This window comes from Streptococcus mitis, from assembly GCF_946190325.1.
GTDB classification, from domain to species: Bacteria; Bacillota; Bacilli; order Lactobacillales; family Streptococcaceae; genus Streptococcus; species Streptococcus mitis_CF.
The window spans coordinates 80,502-106,529 of sequence record NZ_CAMHZR010000004.1; the positions used below are offsets into that span (position 1 = coordinate 80,502).

16 protein-coding genes, 1 tRNA gene and 1 pseudogene are annotated in these 26,028 nt (G+C 36.7%); all 18 read right to left on the reverse strand.

Annotation, left to right across the window (positions count from 1 at the left end; all coding sequences use genetic code 11):
- Nucleotides 1-180: 180 nt before the first annotated feature.
- The 18 genes and pseudogenes from N8M95_RS06585 to cshA all read right to left on the reverse strand — a co-directional run bounded on the left by N8M95_RS06585 (nucleotide 181) and on the right by cshA (nucleotide 25,947).
- Complete coding sequence (locus N8M95_RS06585) at nucleotides 181-6,759, reverse strand: S8 family serine peptidase (RefSeq protein ID WP_261116841.1); 6,579 nt, start codon at nucleotides 6,757-6,759, stop codon at nucleotides 181-183.
- A 751-nt stretch (nucleotides 6,760-7,510) separates the two neighbouring features.
- On the reverse strand, nucleotides 7,511-8,296 hold the full coding sequence (locus N8M95_RS06590) for an ABC transporter permease (protein WP_000760744.1): 786 nt from the start codon (nucleotides 8,294-8,296) through the stop codon (nucleotides 7,511-7,513).
- Nucleotide 8,297: 1 nt separating this feature from the next.
- Nucleotides 8,298-9,116, reverse strand: coding sequence for an ABC transporter permease (locus N8M95_RS06595; protein WP_261116842.1), 819 nt, complete (start codon nucleotides 9,114-9,116; stop codon nucleotides 8,298-8,300).
- Nucleotide 9,117: 1 nt separating this feature from the next.
- On the reverse strand, nucleotides 9,118-10,110 hold the full coding sequence (locus N8M95_RS06600) for an ABC transporter ATP-binding protein (RefSeq protein WP_084924010.1): 993 nt from the start codon (nucleotides 10,108-10,110) through the stop codon (nucleotides 9,118-9,120).
- Between the two features lie 420 nt (nucleotides 10,111-10,530).
- A pseudogene (locus tag N8M95_RS06605) lies at nucleotides 10,531-10,692 on the reverse strand (phosphoglycerate mutase); the annotation flags it as partial.
- Between the two features lie 243 nt (nucleotides 10,693-10,935).
- The gene (locus tag N8M95_RS06610; protein WP_261116843.1) at nucleotides 10,936-13,347 is read right to left on the reverse strand and encodes an ATP-binding protein; all 2,412 of its coding nucleotides are present in this window, start codon (nucleotides 13,345-13,347) and stop codon (nucleotides 10,936-10,938) included.
- 60 nt (nucleotides 13,348-13,407) lie between these two features.
- Nucleotides 13,408-14,568: an XRE family transcriptional regulator gene (locus N8M95_RS06615; RefSeq protein ID WP_261116844.1), complete on the reverse strand. Its 1,161-nt coding sequence runs from the start codon at nucleotides 14,566-14,568 to the stop codon at nucleotides 13,408-13,410.
- Nucleotides 14,569-14,594: 26 nt separating this feature from the next.
- A complete protein-coding gene (locus tag N8M95_RS06620; protein ID WP_261116845.1) occupies nucleotides 14,595-15,308 on the reverse strand; it encodes a DUF5986 family protein in 714 nt (237 codons plus the stop codon).
- A gap of 417 nt (nucleotides 15,309-15,725) precedes the next feature.
- Nucleotides 15,726-16,607, reverse strand: coding sequence for a class II fructose-bisphosphate aldolase (locus N8M95_RS06625; RefSeq protein ID WP_001019001.1), 882 nt, complete (start codon nucleotides 16,605-16,607; stop codon nucleotides 15,726-15,728).
- Between the two features lie 140 nt (nucleotides 16,608-16,747).
- Nucleotides 16,748-18,076: a sensor histidine kinase VncS gene (gene vncS, locus N8M95_RS06630; protein WP_261116846.1), complete on the reverse strand. Its 1,329-nt coding sequence runs from the start codon at nucleotides 18,074-18,076 to the stop codon at nucleotides 16,748-16,750.
- Nucleotides 18,073-18,729: a response regulator transcription factor VncR gene (vncR, locus tag N8M95_RS06635; protein WP_201058318.1), complete on the reverse strand. Its 657-nt coding sequence runs from the start codon at nucleotides 18,727-18,729 to the stop codon at nucleotides 18,073-18,075. Before vncR ends, vncS begins: the two co-directional genes overlap by 4 nt.
- A gap of 141 nt (nucleotides 18,730-18,870) precedes the next feature.
- The gene (gene vex3, locus N8M95_RS06640; RefSeq protein ID WP_049510652.1) at nucleotides 18,871-20,250 is read right to left on the reverse strand and encodes an ABC transporter permease subunit Vex3; all 1,380 of its coding nucleotides are present in this window, start codon (nucleotides 20,248-20,250) and stop codon (nucleotides 18,871-18,873) included.
- A gap of 156 nt (nucleotides 20,251-20,406) precedes the next feature.
- Entirely contained in the window at nucleotides 20,407-21,054 is a 648-nt protein-coding gene (gene vex2 / locus N8M95_RS06645) for an ABC transporter ATP-binding subunit Vex2 (protein ID WP_000173751.1), read from the reverse strand.
- Between the two features lie 118 nt (nucleotides 21,055-21,172).
- Entirely contained in the window at nucleotides 21,173-22,450 is a 1,278-nt protein-coding gene (locus tag N8M95_RS06650; RefSeq protein WP_261116847.1) for an ABC transporter permease, read from the reverse strand.
- A 137-nt stretch (nucleotides 22,451-22,587) separates the two neighbouring features.
- Nucleotides 22,588-22,673, reverse strand: a tRNA-Leu gene (locus tag N8M95_RS06655).
- Between the two features lie 80 nt (nucleotides 22,674-22,753).
- Complete coding sequence (locus N8M95_RS06660; RefSeq protein WP_261116848.1) at nucleotides 22,754-23,329, reverse strand: cysteine hydrolase family protein; 576 nt, start codon at nucleotides 23,327-23,329, stop codon at nucleotides 22,754-22,756.
- Nucleotides 23,329-24,117 carry a GTP-sensing pleiotropic transcriptional regulator CodY gene (gene codY / locus N8M95_RS06665; protein WP_120718906.1) on the reverse strand — a complete coding sequence of 263 codons (789 nt, stop codon included), beginning with the start codon at nucleotides 24,115-24,117 and terminating at the stop codon, nucleotides 23,329-23,331. The genes N8M95_RS06660 and codY overlap by 1 nt, the downstream gene beginning before the upstream one ends.
- A gap of 255 nt (nucleotides 24,118-24,372) precedes the next feature.
- On the reverse strand, nucleotides 24,373-25,947 hold the full coding sequence (gene cshA / locus N8M95_RS06670; protein WP_261116849.1) for a degradosome RNA helicase CshA: 1,575 nt from the start codon (nucleotides 25,945-25,947) through the stop codon (nucleotides 24,373-24,375).
- Between the last annotated feature and the right edge of the window lie 81 nt (nucleotides 25,948-26,028).

Here is a 26,028-nt window from a genome sequence, read left to right on the forward strand (position 1 = left end):
TCAAACCTAGGACCAAATCTTTAGAAACAGCTTAGAATATCTATCAAAAATTTTCATTCGCATTAGAAAAATATCACACTGAACTACATAATTCATTTATAAATAGTAATTGTCAGCAAACTGTTTAACCATCACAGTATCTAATCTCAACACATAAACATTTTTTCTATAGATTTTGTCTTAATCTTGATCTTTTTTCTTCAATCCAAGAAGTGCTCCTACTATAAACAATATTCCAGCAATAAATGGTGTAAGACCTTCTCTAACTGTCCCGGTTTTTGGCAATCTATCAGAATTGTTAGTATCAGACTTACTATCGATATTGGTATGTTTATTAGCTATACTCTCTGGTTCATTAAGATAAACTTCCTTCTTATTTTCAAAGCTTTTATCATTTTTATCAGGAACTGTAGCTGTAACATCCTTAGTTGAATCAGATCTTTGACTTTCATCTAATTGACTATAATTTACTTGTACAGGAACTGTAGTTTTGACATCTTTAGTTGAATCAGATTTGTGTGAATGATTTTCTCTTTGTAAATCCTCTTTTCTGTGACTTTCATCTAATTGACTAGAATTTGCCTGTGGGTTATCTTTCTTTTTGGATACATCAAAAGTAGGTTTATTTTCCTCTTCCTTTTTCTCCTCTATTTTCTTGAATACAGGTTTTATAAGGGTATCTTTTGATAGATTAATAACATAACCAGCATCTTTTTTCCCTTCGAAACCAGAAACTTCCCAACCATCAAATTGATAGCCTTTTTCTAATTCACCCTTATAGACAGGTAAAATGAAATCTTCCTCCGACACTATCGTTGAACTCATTTCTTTTCCATTTTTAATGGTCACAGTCACCGTATGAGGTTTTAGTTCGCTCACCTCTCCCGTATCTTTGTTTAAAATGAATTCTTTTACGGTCGTATTTCTTGCAAAATCTTTTACAATAATCTTAATATTTAGTGTCTTATCTGTTAGTTGTTTAATATCATCAAATGATTTGTATTCTTTTCCATTTACATAAATATGTTTGTCTTGAATCTCACCATCGAATCCATTATTTCTTTTATCATTGATGTTAAAGACAACAGATTTTCCGTCAGCATATTCAATACTAGTATTTCCCTTAGGATCAATGTTTACTTCTGGTTTAACATTATCATATAAAAATTGATAGTGTACTCCAACCGCTTTCGCATTCAAATCGCTATAGCCAGTTTGAAGATAAACATTTCCATCCATATCTGTTACCTTATCTGGGAATCCGTTTGCTTTATAGTCTTTCATTCCCCAGTCCATGATGTCACCGTCTTTAACATTAAGCTTAATGTTAAAATCTCTAGTGTTATCAATGTGTAAATCTCCATAGATTAAATAATTATCTACAACCGATTCATTAACTCTCAACTCCCAGTTAAAACCACCCTTATCAGAAATCTTACCTCTTAAATGGAATTCTGGATTTCGTACATAAATTTTATTAGATTTAGATGGATTAAAGTAGTTCTTGTCCATTGAAAGATTTACTGGTTTTGCATCAATAAATAACGTAGAACCATCTTCTTTTATAGCTTCTACATTGGACTTATCCTCTCCAGTGTACTCTTTACCATTCTTACCAAATAATACAAGTTTAGAAGAATCTGTCACAAGATTTCCATCTTTATCGATTGCCTCCCCTTTGTCATTCATTTTAAAGTTAAAGACTTGATATCTTACAATGTTAAAGCCGTCCAAAGCCGACATTAATACTGATTGAATACTTCTTCCATCTTCAACATTTCTACTATCAGCATAAATTATTTTTTCTGAAAGGACTCTTAGATTAGGATTGGTCTTTTGGATTTTTGCTATATCTTCCTTGTTATAGACTCCATTTCCTTCTAACATATCCGTTTTTCCAGGATTATAGGTAGTCACTTTTAGTGCATAGCCTTTTCTTAGAATAATGTTATCTTTTAACAGATATTGTTGTTTTTCTGAATCAGCATAGATTTTACCAGATTCCATGTCCGTTAAATTGTTTGGTTTGTTTTTTGAAAGATCTCCTTCTCCTAATTCTATTACATTCCCATAACTTGATGCATACGGATATTCTGTCTTAGTTTCCTTATTTTTTTCAGGCATTCTAATCTTCGTTTCAGCTTTTATCTGATCATCATCTTTAACAAAGAATCTCATATCTCCTGAAAAAGCTAATCCATCCACAATATCATTAATATTAGCGTATAAATCAAATGTCATCGTTTTTGAGCGGGAATCATACTTGGTCGTTTTGATTTCTATCGATTTATAGTTATTACCATAATATACCTTGGCATTTTTAGAAACATTACTTATCTTTCCAAGAATTTCAAAGTGTCCATTTTTAGACGGACTTAGAACACCATAAATTTTTGATTTGATTTCGTCAAGTTTTTCAGTTTCATATTCTAAGGCGCTACCATCGTCATAAGCAATGATATTTCCCTTATCATCGTATTTATAATCATATTCTTCTGTCCTCTTACCAGTTTCACTTGTAAAGTCATCAATTTCTCTAAATTTCTTTTTAATGAGTTTCTTCAAGTCTTTACTTTCAAAATCTCTAATTGTTGAAATCGTTTTATGAATAGTCAAGCTAGATTTTTCTTCGATAGACTCTTCATTGTCTTGATGATTTTCTTCCTCATTTGTATCTTTTTTAAGACTATCCTCTTTTCTATTTTCTAAATTTTTAAATTTAGATTCGGCAATCTCGCCAAGCTTTTGGTAGTTAGATGAATCTTGATCAGGATCTACTAGATAGTAGGAAATCATCCCCTTTTCATCAGCATGATTAGCAAATTTAATTCTATGAATCTTTGTGAAATTGCTAGAGCCATCTAATGCAATGACTTCAATGATTTTTCCTCTTAAATCTCCTGCACCATTAATTTCATAAATGGTATTTCCGTCTTTGTCAAGTTTTCTATTTCTTCCTTGACCCTCACCTGCATAAGTTACTTCAAGATTTTTCTCAACCTCTCCATCTTCATTAACAAGAGCGGCGCCAGCATACCAAACTTCGTTTGCAATCTCGTCAAATTTTTCAGGATGTTCTTTTTGATCTCTCGCAAATAGCGTTTCATTCTTGTATTGCTCTTTTACCTTGTGATAAGTATCCTTTGTAATCAGCTTAATTTTTTCAGGATTTGAAAAATCAATCGAAACAATCTTAGGGGCTGTGTTATCAATTTTTACAGGAATATAGGAAACCTGCCATGGATAATCTTTAGTTAATCTATATTTAAATTTATAGAAATATTGACCTTCTGCAATTGGTTCAAATTGACCTCTTATCTTAGTAGCAGGATCTTGGTTATTCTTACTTTCTGGTGCATTTTCTTCTCTACCTCTAGGGTTATAGATGAGTCCATCCCACTTCAAGTCACCCCAAACTTTTAGTTTTGAAGATTTGATTCCCTTTGCATCATTTCTCTTAGAATTTAAAATTCCTTTAATAAAGTGTTCTCTCGAAATGACTTTTAAGTCTTTTTGATTTTCTCCCTCTTTATTTGTATTTACTATTGAAATCAATCCTTCTTCTGCACTTCTTAATACAAGTGGAGAAGGTGTTAATCCTCTCTCAAGTTGAGCATCTTGAGGATTTCCATTTGAATCTAAAGGATAAATTTTAGCAATATTAGAACCACTTGATGATGGTGCGTTGATCCCTTCGTTATTGAAAGCAAATAATTCTGGATTTTGATCTAGGGATGTTGTATTTTTATCTTTTCTATTTTGTATAACTCCTGCTGGATTAAATTTATCTATACCATGTTCTCCACCAATTCCCTTATTTAAGGTTCCTGGAATTTTTGGTTTACCATCATCATCATAACCTTCCATTGTTTTTGATTTTGAACCTTCTTCCCAGGCCCATTTATCAAGGATTGGTTCATGGTTCCAATTCCCAGCAAATCCCATTAGAGGCATCGATAAAGAAGGTTGGAAGTTTATTTTCTTCCCGTTAGAGTTTAGAGCTTCCATTTCTTCCACTGATTCAAAATGAATAAATGATTCTACAAATTTATTTTTGTTTTTAGCCTCTCCAACATTTATAACCGCATTCAAATCAAAGCTAGAATTTGGGCTTATAGTGAAGGTGTCATGCTCAAATGTGATATTTGCTCCTTTGATTTTTTCTGGGTGGATTTCTGGAACAATTTGCTTACCATCTGGAGATTTTTCATCTTTGTATGTTTCATCCAGTTTTAGTCTATCAGTTAGAGCATCTGTAGTTACCGCTGATGCTGAAACTTTAAAGGTTAAAGGTCTGTTTGATGTATTGTGAAGCTTAATTGTAAAGTATTTTTTATCTCCTTTTATTTCTTTAAGAGAAACAGAACCATAAGAGTTTACCAAACCTTTAGAATCCGTGTTTTTAAAAGTAGCTACAACCTCATTTCTCAAAGCATTGGCCACATTAATTAGCCCTGCTCCCTGTTGTCTAGGTGATGCAAAGTATTGACTTTTTTCTTTCCAAGACGTTGCGTCCATCATAGGCCGTGCAGTATTTTGTAGGGCAATTTTTGTAAGACTTGTAAGGTCTATTTTGTCATCTCCCTTAAGATTTTTCAAGGCAGGTCTTTCAAGCATTTCCTTTAACTTTGGTCTAATCAAAACAGTAGAAGCTGCCACGATTGGAGTTGCCATACTAGTCCCTGACATATAACCATAAGTTGATTTCCCATTAATGACATTGAGAGTAGATTTAATATTTTTACCTGGTGCTGAGACATCAGGCTTTAAAAGCAAATCTGTTCTCGGTCCCCAAGATGTGGATCCTGCTGGAACTATGATATCTTCTTTATACAATTCTTTGTCTGTGTCAGGTGCAAACTTAAAGTCAATCTCTTTTTCGTCACCTACATTCGGTTTATTAGAATTATAGCTTGCCATATCAATTGGATAGTATTGCTCCAATTTATCTTTAAAATCTTCTTTATTATTCCTTTTAATCTCAGTTTTTTTATCAGGGTTAATCATGTTCCATAGCTTTACACCATCATCTCCTGAAATTGAAAATACTTGACTAGTAGTTCCTTCATCCTCCTCATATCCCATAGCTGGGAGCTCTGTCCAATTATCTCTATTGTAGTAATTTACAGTATTTACAACCATAATGCCACGTGCGCCCTTATCCGTAGCTCTTTTAAAAGAATTTTTTAAATCCTTGGTATAAATTCGATCCATTACTGCAATTTTGCCTCTAAGATCCAATCCTATCAAATCTTGGTCTTGACCCTTGCCTATATATACAAATTTCAATTTATCAGGAGCTTTTGATCCATCTTCATTTGTTGTGATTTTATTCTTATCGAAAAAGGCCCCTATATTTCTGTATTTAAAATTTTCTCCACCTATGTTAACTTTATCAAACTCAACTGTTTGATTTTTAGCAGATGCGACTGCTATCGCATCTTCATGTGCTGCAGTTCGTGTTACATTTCCAGTGTCGGTCATTTTCAGATTATTATTTGCCACTAAATCCCATGAAGAACTTGAAGCAGAAGTCGCATAGTTACCCGTAGCTACAACCATTGGAATGCCTGCTTTTCTTAACGCTCTAATAGCTTCCCAATATTTCTCACCTACAAGACCTGTTCCTGTAAAGCCAGATGATACCGAAACAACATCGACATTGTGTTTGATCGAATCTTCAATCGCATGAAACATTGTTTCATCTCCTGCGAAGCCAGATCCTGCGTCAGAGTACATTTTATAAGAGAAGATCTGTGCATTAGGAGCAATTCCATCTATTCCGTTAAAGTTTTTAATATCTTTTTCAGTATCATTTCCCGCAAGAATCCCTGCAATATGCATTCCATGTGGATCAAAATAATCGCTTCCATCATCAGCTTTTTCTACAGTGATTTTACCACCATTATAATAATTGAAAGCATGAGGGATTTTATCACTCAACCAGAAATTTTTATCAGTACCTTTTAAGTCTTCTTTTTTAAATCTCATTGAGTCTTTGGCATCATCATCGATTCTCATAGCCTTATGCCTATAATCTGTCCCAGTATCGATGTTTGAAATGACCATACCCCGACCATCAAAGTTTTTCCCAAATGGAGCATTGATAGATTTTAGGTAATCTATAGCCTCTTCAACTCCAATTTCCTTTCTGGCATGATTCATCATTGGCTGGACTTTTTGTGATCGTTCAACCGATGAGATACCTTCTATTAGTTTAATTTTGTCCAGATTATCTGGAGTTGTTTCTATTGCAACACCATTAAAAACTGTATCATAAGTATATAAAACTTTTGTATCCTTAAGATTGGATAATTCCTTGATTGCTTTTTCTCCAGATTCTTTATCTTTAAATTCAGCAATATAGACAAGTTTATCCTCTTTTTTGGGACTTTCTGGGGCTTTACTTGCAGACGAGTCTGCATTATCTCCTTGAGATTGATTGGAATCTTCTTTTTTGCTTGTTGCTTTTTCGTTGTTAGTTTTATTGTCTATCACAGATTCTTTACTAACAACTTCTTTTTCCTCAATAACTGTTGTTTTCTTATCTTCAGTATCCTTTGAAGTTTCTATAGCATTATGAATATCTTCATGTTTCTCTTTATTCTCTGTTTCCTTATCTACTACTACTTTTTCTTTATCAGAGATATTTAAAGCATCTTCAGAGCTAGATGTGTCTGCTAAAACTACCTCATTAGGGACATATGCTGCTAAAATAACTGCAGCTGTGGTTAATGACAATACTGTACTTTTTTTCATTTTAATTCCTTACATATTTATTTAACTTCCAATAGATAGAAAACTTTAACTTTGCTAGCCTTTGTTATAAAAAGTTTTACTAAGTATTATCTAGGACATAGAGTAGTGCATTTATATATAATTGTTAACTCTCTGAAAATAGTATATCAATTAAAAAAATTTAAGTCAAGAAAAATTAACATGCATTAATTTATTTTTTAATAGGTATTAAAAATAAGGTTAAGTCAAAAAAATTCGTAGTTAACTGGGATACATTATAAGCACATTCACATAATCAAAAATAGTAGGAATCAAGTTGAACCACTACTAAAATCACAAAGTCAAACATCATTGATGAAATATCAGCGCTATTAAATAATATAAAAAACCGCTAAGAACTTGGCTTAACGGTTATTTTTCTACATATCTAATTTTTCAAATCTTCAGTCGTTTATCTACCTATAACCTAGGCTTTATGAGTGTCTTGCTCTAGCAACTAATACTCAATGAAAATCAAAAAACAAACTAGGAAGCTAGCCGCAGGTTGCTAAAAGCACTGCTTTTAGGTTGTAGATAGAACTGACGAAGTCAGCTCAAAACACTGTTTTGAGGTTGCAGATGGAAGCTGACGTGGTTTGAATTTGATTTTCGAAGAGTATGAGCTAAATCGGCTATTACACTTAAAGTATAGCACTCTAAGAATAGGTGTCAAGAATTTTTCATCTCTATTAGAAAAAGCCTGTCCTGAGACAAGGCTTTGGTATTCTATTATTTACGAACCTGCACTTTCGTAGGCATCCAAGCCCCTATCCCAAAGTTTAAGGGAAATGACAAAGAAAACCAGAGAAATCAACATCAAACCTCCGATGTTAAAGATTACATCCTTGTCCTGCAAGAAATAGCTGGCAGGATAGTAGGCCGTAAAGGCAAATGGCACGATAAAGCTAATCAACCATCGAAGGACTGAATTGTAAATGGAAATGGGATACTTGGCAAAATCATTAAACATATAAAAAATGTAAATCATTGCTCCTGACTGCTTGGTCCAAAAAGCGATGCTGGCTGTCGCTATCTTCAAGGAAGTATAAATCAAGGTCGCAAAAGGAATGCAGACTAGGAAAAGTAGGAATTTTGGAAGAGTCCAAGCAATGCTAGATACCGTTGTCGCTAGTAGGATCCCACCAACCAAGAGTTCTCCCAAGGCATCAATCTGAAAAGTCTCAACTAGAATATGAAAGAGAGGATTGATAGGACGTGTCAAATACTTGTCAAACTCCCCTTTTCGCACCAAGCGTTGTCCCAGTGCCCAGAGATTGTCAAAAAAGAGATGGTCCAGTCCCTTGGGAACCAAGGAAAATCCATAGATAAAAGCAATTTCTTGAAAAGTCCAACCTTCTAGGGATGGGATGTGTTGAAAGATGACATTGAGAAACAAGAGGTTCAAGCCTTGGGTCAGAAAAACTCCCAGAACACCAACTACAAAATCCACCTTGTATTCCATGATTTGCTTGATGTATTGTCTGATAAAAATCAGATGCATGCGTTGATATTTTTTCATACTAACCTCCCTGAATGGTAATGAATGACTGGACTCGTTTCCAAATCAACTGAGACAAGCCCACCATCACTAAGAGCCAGAAAAACTGCAAAGCGAGCGCCTGAAGAATCTGATTGGCATCGTATTTCCCAACGATAATCATGACCGGAGTGTAAATCAAGGATGAAAAAGGCAGGAAGGACAGAATATCTGAAACAACCTTTGGAAAGAAAGCCAAGGGAATCAAACTTCCAGACATAAAGGCCACTATTGAAGTCTTAAGTAGGTTGGAACCCCAAAGATTTTTAAACACAAAGGCAGAAAATCCAAAGCAGATATTAAAGAAAAAGTTAATCAGGTAGGCTAGCGTTAAGCTAAAAAGATATAGAACAGTTAAGCCCAGCACTTCTACAATACCTTGCCCCGATAAGACTTTCATCAAAACAATGACACTTAAAAATGGCAGTCCAACAGATATAAAAATCAACCACTTGGAACCAAGTTCAGTGAAGAGATAAGAGGCCGCAAAATGCACTGGTCGCAACAAACGCATGATGATAGAGCCATCCTTTACCTCCTCCCCAATCATAAAAGACGAATCTGACTTGGTCAACAGATTAGTCACAAAACTCATGATGATGTAAAGGGTGATATCTGCCATGCTGAAGCCCTGAATCAAGGACTCCTGCGAGGAATCAAAGACTGCCTTCCAGAGATAGAAAGCCACAAATGCTCCCATCACATCACCAATCCGATAGAGAAGAAAATTGACTCGATAGGTAATCAACTCCTGAATCCCTGCATTGATAAAGGGTTTATAACGTCTCAACAATTTGACCATCTTAGAGCTCCTTTCGGTAGAAGCGACGGATAATGTCCTCGATATCCGTATCCACCATCTTCAAATCTCGGATGTCAAAATCAGACAGGGTTTGCTTGATAATGTCCGCCGACTGGTAGCGGGAACTATCAAATTCAATATTGAGACTATTTCCTTGTCTATCAACGGTCATATCAGGCAAGCCTTCATAGTGAGAAGCGAGATGACTTTGCCCTGGCACCAATTCAAAGGATAGAGTCTTCATCTTGCCAAAGGTCTCCTTGAGCTGACTCACCGTTCCATCAAAAATCTCCTGCCCCTTGTCAATCATGAAAATCCGATTACAGAGCTGCTCAATATCACTCAGATCGTGAGTCGTCAAAAGAATGGTTGTTTCTTCTTCCTGATTGATTTGGGTAATGGCCCGACGAATGTTATCCTTGACCGAAACATCCAAACCAATGGTCGGCTCATCTAAAAAGAGAACCTTGGGATTGTGGAGCAAGGAAGCTGCAATATCCGCCCTCATCCGTTGTCCCAGTGAAAGAGTTCGCACAGGGTCCTTGATAAAGTCCTTCAAATCCAAAACTTCATTCAAAAAATCCATGCGCTTATGGAAAAGAGAGTCTGGCACATCGTAAATTTCCTTCAAGACTGTGTAAGTCTCTTGCAGTGCCAAATCCCACCATAGCTGGGTTCTTTGCCCAAAAACAACCCCAATATCCTTGACATAATCTTGGCGATTATCCTGAGGAATCTTGCCATTGATCCGACAAAAACCAGATGTCGGTTTCAAAATCCCTGTCAGCATTTTAATGGTTGTCGACTTCCCAGCACCATTAGCCCCGATAAATCCTAAAATCTGCCCCTTTGGTACCTCAAAGGTCAAATCCTTGACCGCTTCAAAGGTCTGCTTTTCAGGATGAATAAAGGAGCGCAAAGCTCCCTTTAACCCCGGCTCCTTCACTGTCTTCACAAAATTTTTCTGAAGATGTTCCACTTCTATCATTGCCATAAATCTCTCCCTATCGCAAGGAATAGCAACATTGTATTTTTGACTACAAATATCTAAATCCTTACTTTCTACACCTTCTCAATATTATTACAGAAGGCCTTATACCAACCTATTATAGTCCAATAAAAACTAGAATGCAAGCGTTTGCCCAAAGTTTATGGAATTGAAAATTTTTCTCTTAAAGAGATATTTTTATACTCAATGAGAATCAAAGAGCAAACTAGGAAGCTAACCGCAGTCTGTACTTGAGTACGGCAAGGTGAAGCTGACGTGGTTTGAATTTAATTTTCGAAGAGTATTAGTCCAAAATTCTGGCTTAATAGTCTCCTTAAAACACCAAAAAACCTGCCTGATGGGCAGGTTACGAGTTGTAAAAAGCAAACTATTTTGATCAATATGATTCACTATTTAATCAAAGAACTAATCTTTCATAATTCTTTTCACAATCCCATTTCTATCAATTAGAAAACAATCTGGAAAGGTCATCTGCTCCCATTTTTCATAATCAAAACTGGAATCAAAGTGATGTAGTAGTATTCCTATCAAATTCCCGTGTGAACTAAGTAAAATCGTTTTTTCTGATATCATAGACATTCATTTGATGTTTATTAACTACGAATTTTTGACCGATAGATGTCTGTAATTCATTTTCCTTTTGTAAACTGATTTTGTGAAATACAAATATGGAGACTGAAACACAAGAATGAAACTAAAAAGCAAATACCACATTATTTTAGTTTTTCAGAATATTATTGTACCAAAAATAGGGTGTATCTGTAGGATTTTAGTGACTTCTGAGATTAGTCTAGCACCTTACTTTCTAAACTATAACAGTGGTTTGTTTAAAATACTTTCTAATGTCACCCTTTCTTCCAGTTGAGAATCTCTCCATCTATCATAGGATTCAACTTCATATAAAAAATCATCATATTTCGATTGCAAGTACTCTTCAAGATGGTATTGTAAATTTGAATAATCAAACTTTTCTATTGCAATATCATCCCATTGAAAGTCACCTGTTAACTTTTCAGTTAACTTTTCTTTAAACTCTGAAACTTGCCCTTTTACTTCCAAATCTATATCAAAACCGTTAGGATCATTAATAAAGTCAACATCTTCTTCTTCCAAAGAATCTCTACTATCTAAATAATCTTGAAGCAATTCAATTTTTTTCTGTCTAAAAATGGTATAACAATACATATCTCTTAACGAAGCATCTTGATAGTCTTCATCTTCTATACTCACCTCATCAATTATACTGTTTATTGTATCTAACATGTCATCTAGTTCTTCTGAATCAAGATAAGGACTATTTATTATTTTATCCACGACTCTCTTATCATCAAGAATATTGAGGAACATTCTTTCGATTGCTATATTATCAGAATAATAAATCTGAGTGATGATATTATTCCATCCATCCCTATAACTTTTTAAATTATTTCTTCCATCATATATTCTCAATAATTCTAAAAAGTTATCTTTAAATTTTGAAAATTTTTTTAAACAAATAATAGCTAGGATTTTTTCTCCAATAAAATCATCTTTATCTTTAAAGTTTTCCCAATCATCTAGTAGTCTAGTGAAAAATAAAGCCTGTGAATTATTTAAGTTACTCAGTACGTGGCTGTTACAACCTTTACATAATTGGTGGAGGTAAATAGAATTCTGAGTTATTTTTTCAGTTATTTTGGGATACTCTTTTGACTTATCATTTAAAAAGTCAATAATACTTGGGTTTAAAAAATCCACCTTACTTTTATCATCCAAACTTTCTTTCGTAAAGGTAAGCCATGAACCATCTAGTTTCCTTAAAGATTTCTTAAAGTCAAACGTCGGATTAAGTTCCAAAGTATAAAGTGAATTTATTAACCACTCTTCCTCAACAGGATAAACATCGAATTGTAATAAAGAAAATAACAAAAATTTTTCTTCATCTTCCAGATTGCAAAATAAACTATTATAAAGTTGAATAGGATGATTAAGATAATATACTACATAATCATAAAAATTTTCTTTAGATTCCTTAAAATTCCTTGCTATCAATTCTACTAACCTAGGAAAATAATTTCGATGACGTATAATTCTTTTCCAATCTCTTCCAATAAGACTATTATATTTTTCTACAAGTTCTATTTTATCACCACTTTCAAGGTAGTGTAACTTCCGTTCAAATACTTTCCTAAAAATATAAGCTTTGTCTATATCAGAGTATTTATCCAAATCAATGATAAATCTTCTTTTCTCTGTAAATTTTTCATCAATTAGTTTTTGAAATTCAGAATTCGTTAATGTTGCTTCTTGAAGAATTTGAGTTCGAGAGTTTAAACAAATAAAAAGGTTTTTAGTATTAGTGGAGGCTAAATATAATTTTCTTATATCTTGCAATATCCTCTCTCCAACATCAAATTTATTACGTCCTAAGAAATCATCAAAAACCACAAAAAGATTTCTATCCTCATTATCTCGATAATTTTCATTATATAATCTAAGAACTTCATTAATATCTTCTACTCTACGCATAATGATATCAAAAGTATTTTCATTATTATTTAGAAATAAATTGCCAAGCATTGAACAAGTTGTTGTTTTTCCAATTCCCGCTGGTCCTTGAATTAATACAATATGTTCCCTTTGTAGAGTATGATAGGCTTCCCCTAGAAAATGAGTTTCAACAAAGTATTTTAAATCCAAATCTGAAAAATAATTCTGAGATTCTGATTCTACCCATTTCAATCTTTCACTCCTCAAAATATTGGAGATATCTTTTTCCAGTAATCCATAATTTATAAAAATATCTCTATATTCTTCCTGCTGAGAAAAAGTTGTTAACGTAGAAGAGAAAATAATATAATCGTCAGTCGGAATTGCATTGGGGATTATTTTATCTGCGTATTCACGAATCTCCTTTAAACCCGCAGGAGATAACCCCATACTTGTAACAATAACGTAATTGAAATCAGTTTCCCAACCATATTTTTCCTTAGTTTGAGCAATCTTATCAATTTCTTCTTTCAATAATTTTACAGCAGTAGTATTATTTTTATTTATCTGCCAACGCTTAGCTTGAATAATAAGAGTAGGAGATTTGATATCATCGATTCCATCAATACCGTCATCTCTCCCTTCCTTAAATCCATGTAAACTCTTATTTTCAAATTTTTTCTTTGCAATCTCAATGGCAAAATTTTCAAAGTCTGATGTAGTCATTCCATCAGCACGAATACCAATATCCATAGTTCTCCTAATTCTACAATCCCTACAAATGTTTAATCACATATTATGCTTCGGATTATTCTATGTTCTTCTTATTCTTCCTTTAGTAAGACTAATAATATTTGGATACCTATCATTCAGTTCATCAAGATATCCTGCCTCTAAGCTGCATAAATCCTCAATTAAAAAATTAGGCAACAATTTATTGTATACTCTATAAATATCAGCAGATATGTCCATCACAATTCTATTTTCCACTAATAGCTCTACTGACTGTTTTAAAGATAGAGGATTGCTAATCAATTTTGTTGAATCTAAGGGCTCATTTTTTCTCCAACCTCTGTAACTAAGTTTCTTATACAAGTTTGTATACTCATTAGAATCTATGATATTCAATGACTTAGCACGCATTATCATCATACTAATTGAAACTTGCCAAATTCTTTTTAGATACCTGTAGTACTCTAGATCATTTTCATGCCCAATGATAGAAGCTTTAAACGAATCCTTTGGCAATAGAAATTCAGCCGCAAACTCATTCGCTTCGTCTTCCATTTGCTTATATTCAATTGCTCCCATGTCTTGAGGCGACTTACAATTTTCATGCATTAACCAATGTCCTAATTCATGAGCTAAACTAAACTGCTGACGATAAAATGAATACTCTGTCCCTTCTAACATAACAACATAATACTCATTATTATTTACTTTAACAGCTGAACCAAAAGCATCAACTTTATCACTCTGAGTGTCTATTCTAGAAATAACAAAACCTTTTTCTTCCATCAACAACGACAAGTTATCAATTGGTCTATCTCCAAGTTCCCATTTCTCTCTTATGTAGCTTGCGTATTCTTGTGGAGTATAGTCTAAACCAGAAAGACCCCAGTCAAGATTTGGAAAATCAATAAATTCTCCCAAATAATCTCTTATTAAAGCAACATAGTTTTTATTTATTTCTGCAGGCATTTTTTCTGTTTGAGTCGCTGTGTAACGACTTCTAAAAAATGTGCCTGTAGAACTTAAGCTAAAATTATCATTTCCAAAAAAGAAATCTCTCGGAAACTTTAATTTCTTTTCCAATATTTCTAACGATTCTTCACTTGGCGTTGCTCGTCCTTTTTCATATTTAGAAACCATTTGTTTTGAAACGTTTAAAAACTCTGCAATCTGAGTAATACTTTTTTTGTTAAAAAGTCTTGCCTCTTTTAAGCGAGCACCATTAAAACTAATCTGAAGCATTATTTACTCCTATTTTATATAAAATATTATAATTTAGTATTCTCTTCCTTCTTTTCAACAGGAAGACTAACATGCTTTTGTGACTCCAATTGTTTCTGTAGGTCAGATTTCAATGCAACAAGAGGTTTTTCAGGATTATTTCCACGTCCATCTTCTTCAAGTTTTGTAAAATCAAATTCTGTGATATTTACAGCATCAATAAATTCACAAAAGGCATTTACCTGATTAACAATCACCTCTTTAGTTTTTTTATCAAAGGTAACAACCCTAATCTCATCAATCGAATTATAATGATCTCCCAATAATTTCTTCGCTTGTTCAATTTGTGAATCACTCAACCTATCATCATCCAGGTCATTAAATAATTCAATGGATAGTTTACCGTCTTCTTTTCCATTTAAATGAGAATTTTTCGCACGTGCTATACAAGTAAGATAGTGATGCTTTTCGTATTTATTAGTTACATCTTCAAATCTTTTCTTCATCATAAAAACATATAGGACACCCTCAATAATTACTCCTCTTGCCGTCCACAGAGCGCCCATATACATAGTGGGTGATATTAAACCATTTACTTTGGCGGTGTTTACAATATCACGATAAATAAAATCCCAAGTTAAAATTGGTAGACTATTCTTAGTTTCAAACTCATTATCATAAAATATTTTCTCAATATCTTTCTTGCGACTTGTTGAAAATACTTGAGCAAACTTAAAGATTTGGGTTGGTAAATTTTCCATAGAACACCTCTTTGAAATTTATAGTCTTATTTTAAGATTTTATTTTAAAAAAGTCAACTATTATTGGTTTTTATTATTATTTTTTTATCTCCCTTATCTATTTGGATACTTTTAATACTTAAATCACGAAACTAGAAAAATCATATTGTTATTTTGAATGAAAGTTCTATCATTAATTTAGCTACTCTGTATTCCTAAAAATTAGGTGTTCCAATTTACTTTGGGAAAGACAGTGATTTCCTTTGAAAACAGGTGTAAAGCTGTTATATTCGTTCGCTAAGGGTAATCTTAGAATCATTGTAAAAAATTACATTCGTTTAGCAACTTTGGATGTAGTAGTCTTAAGTATATCCTCTATAAAGGCAAACACAAAAAACCCACCCAATGGGCAGGTTTTCTCTGTATTATTCAGCTAGATTAAGCTTTACCTTCTGAACCGAATACGTCGATACGTTCTTCAACTGATGCTTGGATAGCTTTTACACCGTCAGCCAAGAATTTACGTGGGTCGAAGAGTTTTTTCTTGTCGTATTCTGCTTCGTTTGCTTCGTAGTCACGAGCAAATTTACGAGTTGCGTTAGCGAATGCGATTTGGCATTCAGTGTTAACGTTAACTTTCGCAACACCAAGTTTGATAGCTGCTTGGATTTGCTCATCAGGAATACCTGATCCACCGTGCAATACGATTGGGAATCCAGGAAGAGCTTCTGTCAATTTTTGCAAGTGGTCAAGGTCAAGACCTTCCCAGTTAGCTGGGTAAGGACCGTGGATGTTACCGATACCAGCTGCCAAGAAGTCGATACCAGTTTCAACCATTGCTTTAGCGTCTTCGATTGGAGCCAATTCACCTTTACCGATGATTCCGTCTTCTTCACCACCGATAGTACCAACTTCAGCTTCTACTGAGATACCTTTAGCGTGTGCTTTTTCAACAACTTCTTTAGCCAATTTAAGGTTTTCTTCAACTGGAAGGTGTGAACCGTCAAACATGATTGAAGTGTAACCAACTTCGATACACTCAAGTGCATCTTCGTAGTGACCGTGGTCAAGGTGGATAGCTACTGGTACAGTGATACCCATTGATTCAACAAGGTTAGCGATCAAGTTGCGAGCAACTTTGTAACCACCCATGTATTTAGCAGCACCCATTGAAGTTTGGATCAAAACTGGAGCTTTTTTAGCTTCTGCTGCGCGCAAGATAGCTTGAGTCCACTCAAGGTTGTTTGTGTTAAATCCACCAACTGCATAACCGTTGTCACGAGCTGCTTGGACAAATTTTTCTGCTGAAACGATTGCCATTTTATCAGGCCTCCTGTATATTTTTATGGGTCATCCCATTTACATTGTTCATTTTATCACTTTTTGACAAAAAAATCTAGTTTTTCCCGCAGTTTCGATTGAATTTCTTCTAGCTTCATCTATGTAAACCCTTTCTATTCCTAGTCTTGGGCGGCTTTTGGAAAAGCTATGAAGAAGGTCAAACGATTCTCTTTCATCTCAAAACGATAAGGTAATTTTTCATGTTCTAATAGGCTCTTAACCACAAAGAGCCCCATCCCAGACCCCTTGGCCTTGCGACTAGCATTGTCAGAAAAAGACTGGGCTAGTTTTTCTTGTTCTTCTGAGCTACAGCTATTTTCTATAAAAAGTTCACCTTCTCTTTCTCCAATGCTAACTAAGCCGCCTGGAACAGAGTGCTTGATAGCATTACTGATGAGGTTAGACAAAATCAACTTCATGACAGATGGGTTTAGATAAGCCTGCTGATGAGTCAAACTATTGTCTATCTGGAGCTCTCTATCCTTGGCTAGTAAAGCATAATCCTTAACCAGACTTTGCGTTATCTGGTGTAGGTCAATTTGTTCCCTATCATCTCGCAATTCCTGCACAGACGAGAGAGAAAGTATCTGGAGAACGTGGTGATTGAGCTCATCCACAATCCCCAAAGCAACTCCCAGATAGTGGTCTCTGTCCTTATAGCGACCGACATTTTCTTTCATGTTTTCGATCAGGATTTTCAAACTAGCCAGAGGCGTTTTCAATTCATGAGAAGCCCCTCGTAGGAATTCGACCTTCATCTTCTCCAGCTGGAGAATAGCTTCATTCTTGTCATGCAAGTCCGCAATGACAGTCAAAAGATGCTGGTAGAGGCTATTGATTTGTTCTTTGAGATCACCAATCTCATCCTTAGAATCCACGCGCAATCGCACTTGAGCATCCAGTTCCATCATCCGTCGGGTCACCCGCTTGATTTCCAATATCGGAGCAACAATAGTCCGAGCATAGATATAGGCCACCAAGAGGGAAATCAGAAAGGATGCCAGCAAGGTATAGGGAAGAAACTGGAGACTGATTTGCTCTGCTTCCTTTTGCAAGTCCATGGAAGCTAGAAACTGGAGAGTCATAGTACCACCGTCTTGCGTTTTCACCTCGCGCTCCTCGATAAAAAGAGAGGTGGTCTGGCGGTCTGTATCCAGAGGAAGGCTGTCCTTGACTTCTAACTTGTCCTCGATCATCTCGCCCTTAACGGCCCCCTTGATATCACTAGTTTGGGAATACAAGTCTAACACTTGCTCGATACTCTGCCTATCCTTTCCTTCTAGTGACTGGGCAATGGCTGTCGCTTTCTGACCAATGGTTTCCTGACGATGACTCAGATAAGTCGAAGGAAAAAGAAAATAAATAGCTAAATGAAGACAAATGACTAGAACACTAAAAATCGAGAAGGTGTAGATGAATATCTTTGTAAATAAACCTGTTCGTTTCATTTTCGCTCCAATTTATAACCAACATTGCGCACAGTGAGGATGCAATCCAAGTCTAACTTTTTCCGCAGTTCCTTGATATAGACATCAATGACACGGTCAAAGGGAACCTCATCTGTCGCTTTCCAGACGGCATCGATAATCTGAGAACGAGTCAAGGCCCGGCCTTCATTTTTCACCAGATAGTCCAGAATTTCCAACTCTTTGGCATTAATGGCTACTTCCTCACCTGCTAGGCTTGCACTGTAGCTTTCAAAGTCCACCTTGGCATCCTTATAGGAGAAGATTCGTCCCGTATCGTAGTATCTCTTGAAAATCGCGTCCACCCTTACTTTTAAGAGGGACAGAGAAAAAGGTTTTTCCAGATAGCCATCTGCTAGCGAAGCAAAGGCACTCAACTTGTATTCCTCATCCTGAAAGGCTGTCAACATCAAGACAGGGACCTGGCTGGTTTTACGAATCTCAGCTAGGACTTCTAGGCCATTGAGCTTGGGCATCTGGATATCCAGTAAAACCAAGGCTACTTCATAGCTAGAAAATTTTTCTAAGGCTTCTTGCCCATCTGCTGCCTCAATGGTTTCATAACCGCAATCCGTCAAATAGTCACTGACCCCCTCACGGATCATCTCTTCATCTTCTACAATTAAAATTTTCATAGAAAAACGTTTCACATTCCTTTAAATTTCTTGTAAATTATCCCAGTTTCATCCAGATAAACAGAGGACTTATCAAGATGAAATAGATAAAAATGCTACCTATATTATACCCCATTTAGTGGAGAAAAGGTAGCAAGTTTGTTATTCGCTATCCAGCAAGAGTTCTTTTGGTTGTTTTCTAAGGAGATTGCTTGAAGCAAGTGCCATAACGAGAACTACTAGAACCAAGGCAAGGACAAAGACGATGATAAAATCTGATGTCTGAATAGAAATGTCTAGGCTCGACAAAGTCTTGCTAAAGCCATCTACTTCTGCACCACCACCAAGGTTAGAGGCTTGAGCAGCCTTGCTGGCTTGCTTGGCAACACCTGAAGTGACATTGGCAAGAACAGTATTTCCAATCGCACGAGCTGTGTAGTTAGCTAAGAAATAAGCAGAAACAAGAGCAGGGATGGCAATCAAGATGGATTCTGTGATAAATTGACCCAAGATACTTGCCTGCTTAAGACCGATAGAGAGGAGAATTCCCACTTCCTTGCGACGGGCATTGATCCAAAGGCTGAGTAAGAGGGCAAGGAGAAGGACTGAGAAGCTCAAGCTACCCCAGAAGAGGAGGTTGGCCATCTTGTACATACCAGAGATGGATTGCTCAAGGGCTGGGTAGTTAGATGAGCTCTTAACGAGTGTGTAGCTCTTCCAGTTGATACCACTGATACCATTCAATTCTTTCATGACATCATCCAAGTTCTTGTCTGCTGTTACAAAGAAGGTTGCGTCCCCATAAATGGCTGTGTCTTCTGTGTATCCATAAAGTTTTGCAGCAGTGTGAATGTCTGTAATAGCTGTATTTTCGTATAGTTCTTGTGAATAGGTTACTGCCGACTTATTGTGACCATCAAAGAGTCCCTTGATTGTCACTTCGACTGTTTCCTTGGCACCTTTTTCATTATCGGCATCGTAGATATTGGAGTCTAGTTTGACCTTATCCCCTACTTTCCAGCCGTGTTTGGCTGCCAAGTCCTTGTGCAGGAGGATCTTGTCCTTGTCATCGTTGGTTAGGTGCTCACCTTCGACCAGCTTATAAGAACCAGAGACAAACTTGTCTTCTTTAGAGGAGTCATTGACACCTGTAATCATCAAGCTACTTCCAAAATGTTTGGCACGGTCAGGTGTCAGATTTTTCTTGGTATCTGGCGTTTCAATAAGTTCATACCCAGTCAAATCCCCAATAGCGTTGATGCGTTTAACATAAGACTCGATAGCCTTGTTTTCAGTGATTTTTTTGATATCTTCACCCTTAATATTCCCAGCACCACGTGGCGTACCTTGATTGACGCGACGGTTAATCTGCATGGAGAAGCTGTTGGTGATATTTTTAAATGTCTCCTGAGAAGCCTTGGCAGTAGCTCCCTTGATTGACAAGCCGACCAAACTCAAGCTCGCCATGAGGAGAATAATCAGGAAGATGACAATCGATTTGAAAAACTTCCTTGTAACATAGGCAAATGCGTTGTGTAACATAGGTTCCCTTTCTAGATGTTGTTCTATTTTATAGTTCTAATACTCAATGAAAATCAAAAAGCAAACTAGCTAGCCGTAAGCTGTACTTGAGTACGGTAAGGCGACTCTGACGTGGTTTGAAGAGATTTTCGAAGAGTATAACTGAAAAAGCTCATATTATTTCGTCGTATTGCGAGTTTCAGTTAGTTTCTTATCCTTCAACTCAAGTGTAATATCTGACGCTTGTGCCACTTCTTTGCTGTGGGTTACGACGATGACACATTTACCTGTTTTCTGGGCAAGTGATTTGAGCAGTTCGACAATATCTCCAGCAGTCTTAGGGTCCAGATTTCCTGTTGGCTCATCGGCTAGAATAACTGGAGCTTCTGAGACCAAACTGCGAGCAATGGCAACACGTTGTTGTTGACCACCTGATAACTGGAGAACATTCCGCTTGATCTGGCTTTCATCCAAACCAAGCTCAAGCAGTGTATCCTTGCTTGCCTTTTTATTGACCAAGCGGATATTTTCCAGTGGAGAAAGATAATCTATCAAGTTATAATTTTGAAAGACCAGGGAAATATGGTGCATGCGATGGTAAGAATAGCCCTTCTTACGAATATCCTCTCCTTGAAAAAGGATAGAACCTTCAACAGGACTATCTAGACCAGCAAGTAGGGACAAGAGTGTGGATTTTCCTGCTCCTGACTCACCAATAATACTGTAAAATTTCCCGGGTTCAAAATTATAATTGATCTGATATAGGACTGCTTCAGCAGTGTTCTTATAACGGTAGGTAACATCTTGTAATTGTAATAAAGTCATGATTTCTCCTTCTTATACTCAATGAAAATCAAAGATTAAACTAGGAAGCTAGCCACAGGCTGTACTTGAGTACGGCAAGGCGAAGCTGACATGGTTTAAATTTGATTTTCGAAGAGTATTAACTAATAGATGATAAAATTTCTTTAGGCGATTTTCTAAATAAGAATATGAAACAAAGAGCTACAGATAAGCAACTAAGCAGAACTAGAAAAACATAGGATTCTGCAAAAGATAGGATGCTGGTTGATAGACTGCTTGCTTTGGCTAGCGTGTCTTGTAAGCTTGCCTGATCTCCACTTGCTAATAGAGTTTGGAGTAGGTAAGATGTGATTGCGTTTCCTGCAACAAATGCTGGAAGCAAAGCACCAAGAGATACCAAAACTACCTCTAAACAGAATTGTAGGAAGATCGAGCTCTTACCTTTTCCAAGTGACAGAAGGATTCCCACTTCGTAGACCCTTTCTCTCAACCAGAGAGACAAGACCAAAATTAAGGCTCCAGCTCCTGCTATCAACATCCCATAAAGGAAGATGGTTAGGAAGGTTTGGAAGGTTGCCACTGAGTCTTTGATTTGTTCAAAGGCCTTGTTTTCCTTCTCAACTTGGTAACCTTGACTATCCAAGGACAAGTTTTCTACCTGCTTCATGAGTTCGTCCATTTCCTTAGGATTTTCTACATAGAAGCGCGCTGCACTGACTAGAGATTCACCATTCCCCAAAAGGCTTTGGCTACTTTCATAGTCTGTAAAGACCTGGTTTTCACTGAAGTCAGAAGACAAACCTGTGAATTTCTCCTGTTTTTTACCAGAAAAAACTCCAACAATCTCAAACTCCACTGTTTGCCCTTTGCCAGATTCTGACTGTCCAGCATTCAAGCGAATCTTGTCATGAAGCGAAAGACCGTTCTTCTTAGCCAACTCTTCGTGGATCAGAATTTTCTTGGAATCCCCTTTTTGAAGGTGTCGCCCTTCTTTTAAGTTGAAAGCCGAACTGGTAAAGGTAACATCCTTGGATGAATCTTCAAGAGCCGTTAAGCTGACCAAGTTCTTGTCCGCAGCTGACAAATCATCACGTTCAACGCTCTGCTCGCCACTCACCGCTTCCTTGTCTTTTAACTTTGCGACCGTCTCGAGTTCAGGAGAGATATTTTCCAGCCCCTTAATCTTGTTTACAGATGCTAGGTCTGACAACTTGAAGGTCTGACCATTTTCTATCTTCTTAATAGAAAAAGATGTATTGAGTGATTTGTAAAGATTGGTTTCAACTGTTTTGTTGGACTTCATCAGAGTCAAACAGGCTGAAATTCCAGCCAATAGGACCAATAAAATCAGAAATAAAATAAAACTTCTCAGTCGTTTTCTGCTGACATAAGCCCAAGCTCTTTGGATTGGATTCATTTGTCACCTCCATATTTGTAAGACTATTATAAAATCCAAATATGAAATGTTTATGAAATACAAAAAAAGAGCAAAAATTTTTTGCTCTACTTGAATTAGATGAAAAAAAGAGCTAGCCTAAGCTAACTCTTATCCTATGCGGAGAGAGGGACTTGAACCCTCACGACCTAAAGCGGTCACAGGATCCTTAGTCCTGCGCGTCTGCCAATTCCGCCATCCCCGCGTCGATTACTTTACTAGTATATCAACTTTTAGGATGCTTGTCAACACTTTTTTTCAATTTTTTTCATTTCATCAACCAAATTACTCAGAAATTTCATTTAGATTTTCATCTACTAACTTAGCTCCCAGTGTATTTTTGAAATGTCCTAGGGCAAATTGGTGATTTTCAGGCCAGATGGAGGCAACAGCTGGTTTAACAACCTCGATATCATATCCTAGATTGTAGGCATCTATAGCTGTATGCAGGACACAGATATCCGTCAAGACTCCTGTTAAGATAACTGTAGAAATTCGACGCTCTCTCAAACGGATATCAAGATCAGTCCCTGAAAAAGCTGAGTAATGGCGTTTATCCATCCAAAAGACACGACTGTCTGAACCATGCTCTTGATAAAAGGTCCCCAAATCTCCATATAAATTCCGTCCACTAGTCCCAATCAAATTGTGAGGGGGAAATAGCTTGCTTTCTGGATGGAAACAATCGTTTTCTTCATGAGCATCTATTGTGAAGAAGATGTAATCTCCTCGTTCAAAAGCTAATCGAGTTACCTTGCTGATGGCATCCGAAATTGCCTGAGCTGGAGCGCCTGCTGTCAATTTTCCACTATCTGCAACAAAATCTTCTGTATAGTCAATCGAAATTAAAGCCTTAGTCATTAGTAATCTCTTTTCTTCACTTCTTCAAAAATATCTGAAATCAAGACCTTAAGATAGGTTCCCTTCATTCCAAGTGAGCGACTTTCAATAATCCCAGCAGACTCAAGTTTACGAAGGGCATTGACAATCACAGAGCGAGTGATTCCGATACGATCTGCAATCACTGACGCAGTCAACTGCCCTTCATTTCCATTTAATTCCCCTAAAATTGCTGAAACAGCACGAAGTTCGGAGTAAGAAAGGGTATTAACCGCCATGGTAACAGCAGTACGGCGGCGGATATTTTTCTCATCTTCTTCACGCTGGAAATTAAGGAGTTGAATCCCAACAACGGTACTCGCAATCTCAACAAGAATCAAGTCCTCGTCTTCGAATTTTTTATCATTGCGCCAAATAATCAAAGAACCAAGTCGAATCCCTGATACATGAATCGGTGCAATAGTCGTCAAACCATCTGGAAAGTCGGCACGACTCTCCACAGGGAAAATACTTAAATCATGGTCAACCGTCAGATTGGCTTCTGTATCGTAGATCATGTTCGCACCTTGAATGTACTCATCCGGGAAAATCTTAGTTTGGAAGAATTGTTCTACACGATCTGTATTGGTTTTATAACGCATAAAATAGCCTAGGAGACGTCCCTTGCTATTGACGATGCAGGCGTTACAGTCAATAATGTCTGCCAATTGACGGGTAATCGCATTGTAGGGAAGTTCTTCCTGCAACTGCTCCTCTGAGCGCTTCAGGATAGACGTAATTTTTCTAGTTTTTTCTAATAAATGTGCCATTTTTCACCTCGAATATAATCGCTATCATTATAACATAAACAGCTTGAATTTTCAATTATTATCTGAAAATTGCTTATTTAATTGCAATTTAAAAAAACAAGAATATTTTTAATTAAATTGCTTCTTTTCTATTGACAAGCTCCCTTTTTTTGTGTATTATAATATTACAAGAAGATAATATATCTATTTTATTTATCTTTCTTTTACATTCGGTCTCCTTATATAAAAAAGCGATTCATTTTGAACCGCTTTTTCTTATTTATCGCCCTTGTTACGAATCACAAAGCCTGTTTTCTTTTCGCTTGAAGTATTGCGTGGTTTTTTATTATCCTTACGGTAACGTTTTTCCTTATCAAAACGATCATTGCCACGACTTCCTTTTTTGAAATCATCACGACGACCATTGCCACGGCGATCACGGTCTCGACGGTCGTCCCCACGACGGCCTCCACGACCTCCCTTAGCTTTACCACCGAAGCCATTACCTGATGTTTTAAATGGCAGTGGTTTTTCGCGTGCAATCTCCACTTCAGGAAGACTATCTGGATCTTGAACAGTCAGACTCAAGATATACATTGCCAATTCTTCTGGAGTAAATTCGGCAGCTAGTTTACGAGCATCCTTGCCAAATTTCTCAAAGTTGGCACGAATGGTTTCATCTGCAAAATCACGTTCAATTTTCTTGAGAGCTACCTGTTTTTTAGCTTGGAAGGCTTCTTCTGCACTTGCAGGTTTGAGACCTTTCATGCGTTTCTTAGTCAAGTTCTCAATGATTTGGAGGTAGCCCATTTCATTTGGTGATACGAAGGTAATCGATTGACCTGACTTACCAGCACGACCTGTACGACCGATACGGTGAACATAACTTTCAGGATCTTGTGGAATATCATAGTTATAGACATGGGTCACACCTGAAATATCCAAGCCACGCGCTGCAACGTCTGTCGCAACCAAAACATCAAGATTGCCATTTTTAAAGTCACGAAGGACACGAAGACGTTTGTTTTGGTCTAGGTCTCCATGAATTCCTTCTGCACGGAAGCCACGAATTTTAAGACCACGAGTCAATTCATCCACACGACGTTTTGTACGACCAAATACGATAGCAAGCTCAGGCTGTTCCACATCCATAAGACGAGTCATGGTATCAAATTTTTCTTGTTCTTTAACACGGATATAGTATTGATCAACCAATTCTGTTGTCAATTCCTTAGCCGCAATCTTCACATGCTCAGGTTCTTTCATAAACTGAACACCGATACGTTTGATGGCATCTGGCATAGTTGCCGAGAAAAGTAAGGTTTGACGGCTTTCAGGGACACGGGAGATGATCGCTTCGATGTCTTCAAGGAAGCCCATGTTGAGCATTTCATCTGCTTCGTCAAGGATGAGAGTTTCAATATCTTGTAATTTCAAGGCCTTGCGTTTAATCAAGTCCAAGAGACGACCTGGAGTTCCTACCACGATATGGGCACCAGATTTAAGAGCCTTAATTTGTTTTTCAATGCTTGATCCGCCATATACTGAACGGACTTTGACTCCCTTACTACGACCAAAGCGGAAGAGTTCTTCTTGACTTTGGACAGCTAATTCACGAGTCGGAGCGATGACCAAGGCTTGGATGGTCGCCTCTTCTGTACGGATTTTTTCAAGGGTTGGCAAGCCAAAGGCTGCAGTTTTTCCTGTACCAGTCTGAGCTTGACCGATAACGTCCTTACCTTCAAGAGCCAAGGGAATAGTTTGTTCTTGGATAGGGCTGGCTTCTATAAATCCAGCTTTTTCAATCTCTGCTAGCAAATCAGCAGACAAGTTTAATTCATTAAATTTCACGTTATTCTTCTTTCTAAAGGTGGTGCGAAGCCACCCTATAGGGCTTAGTTTATACTTTTCTTTTTATGACGTATTTTCATA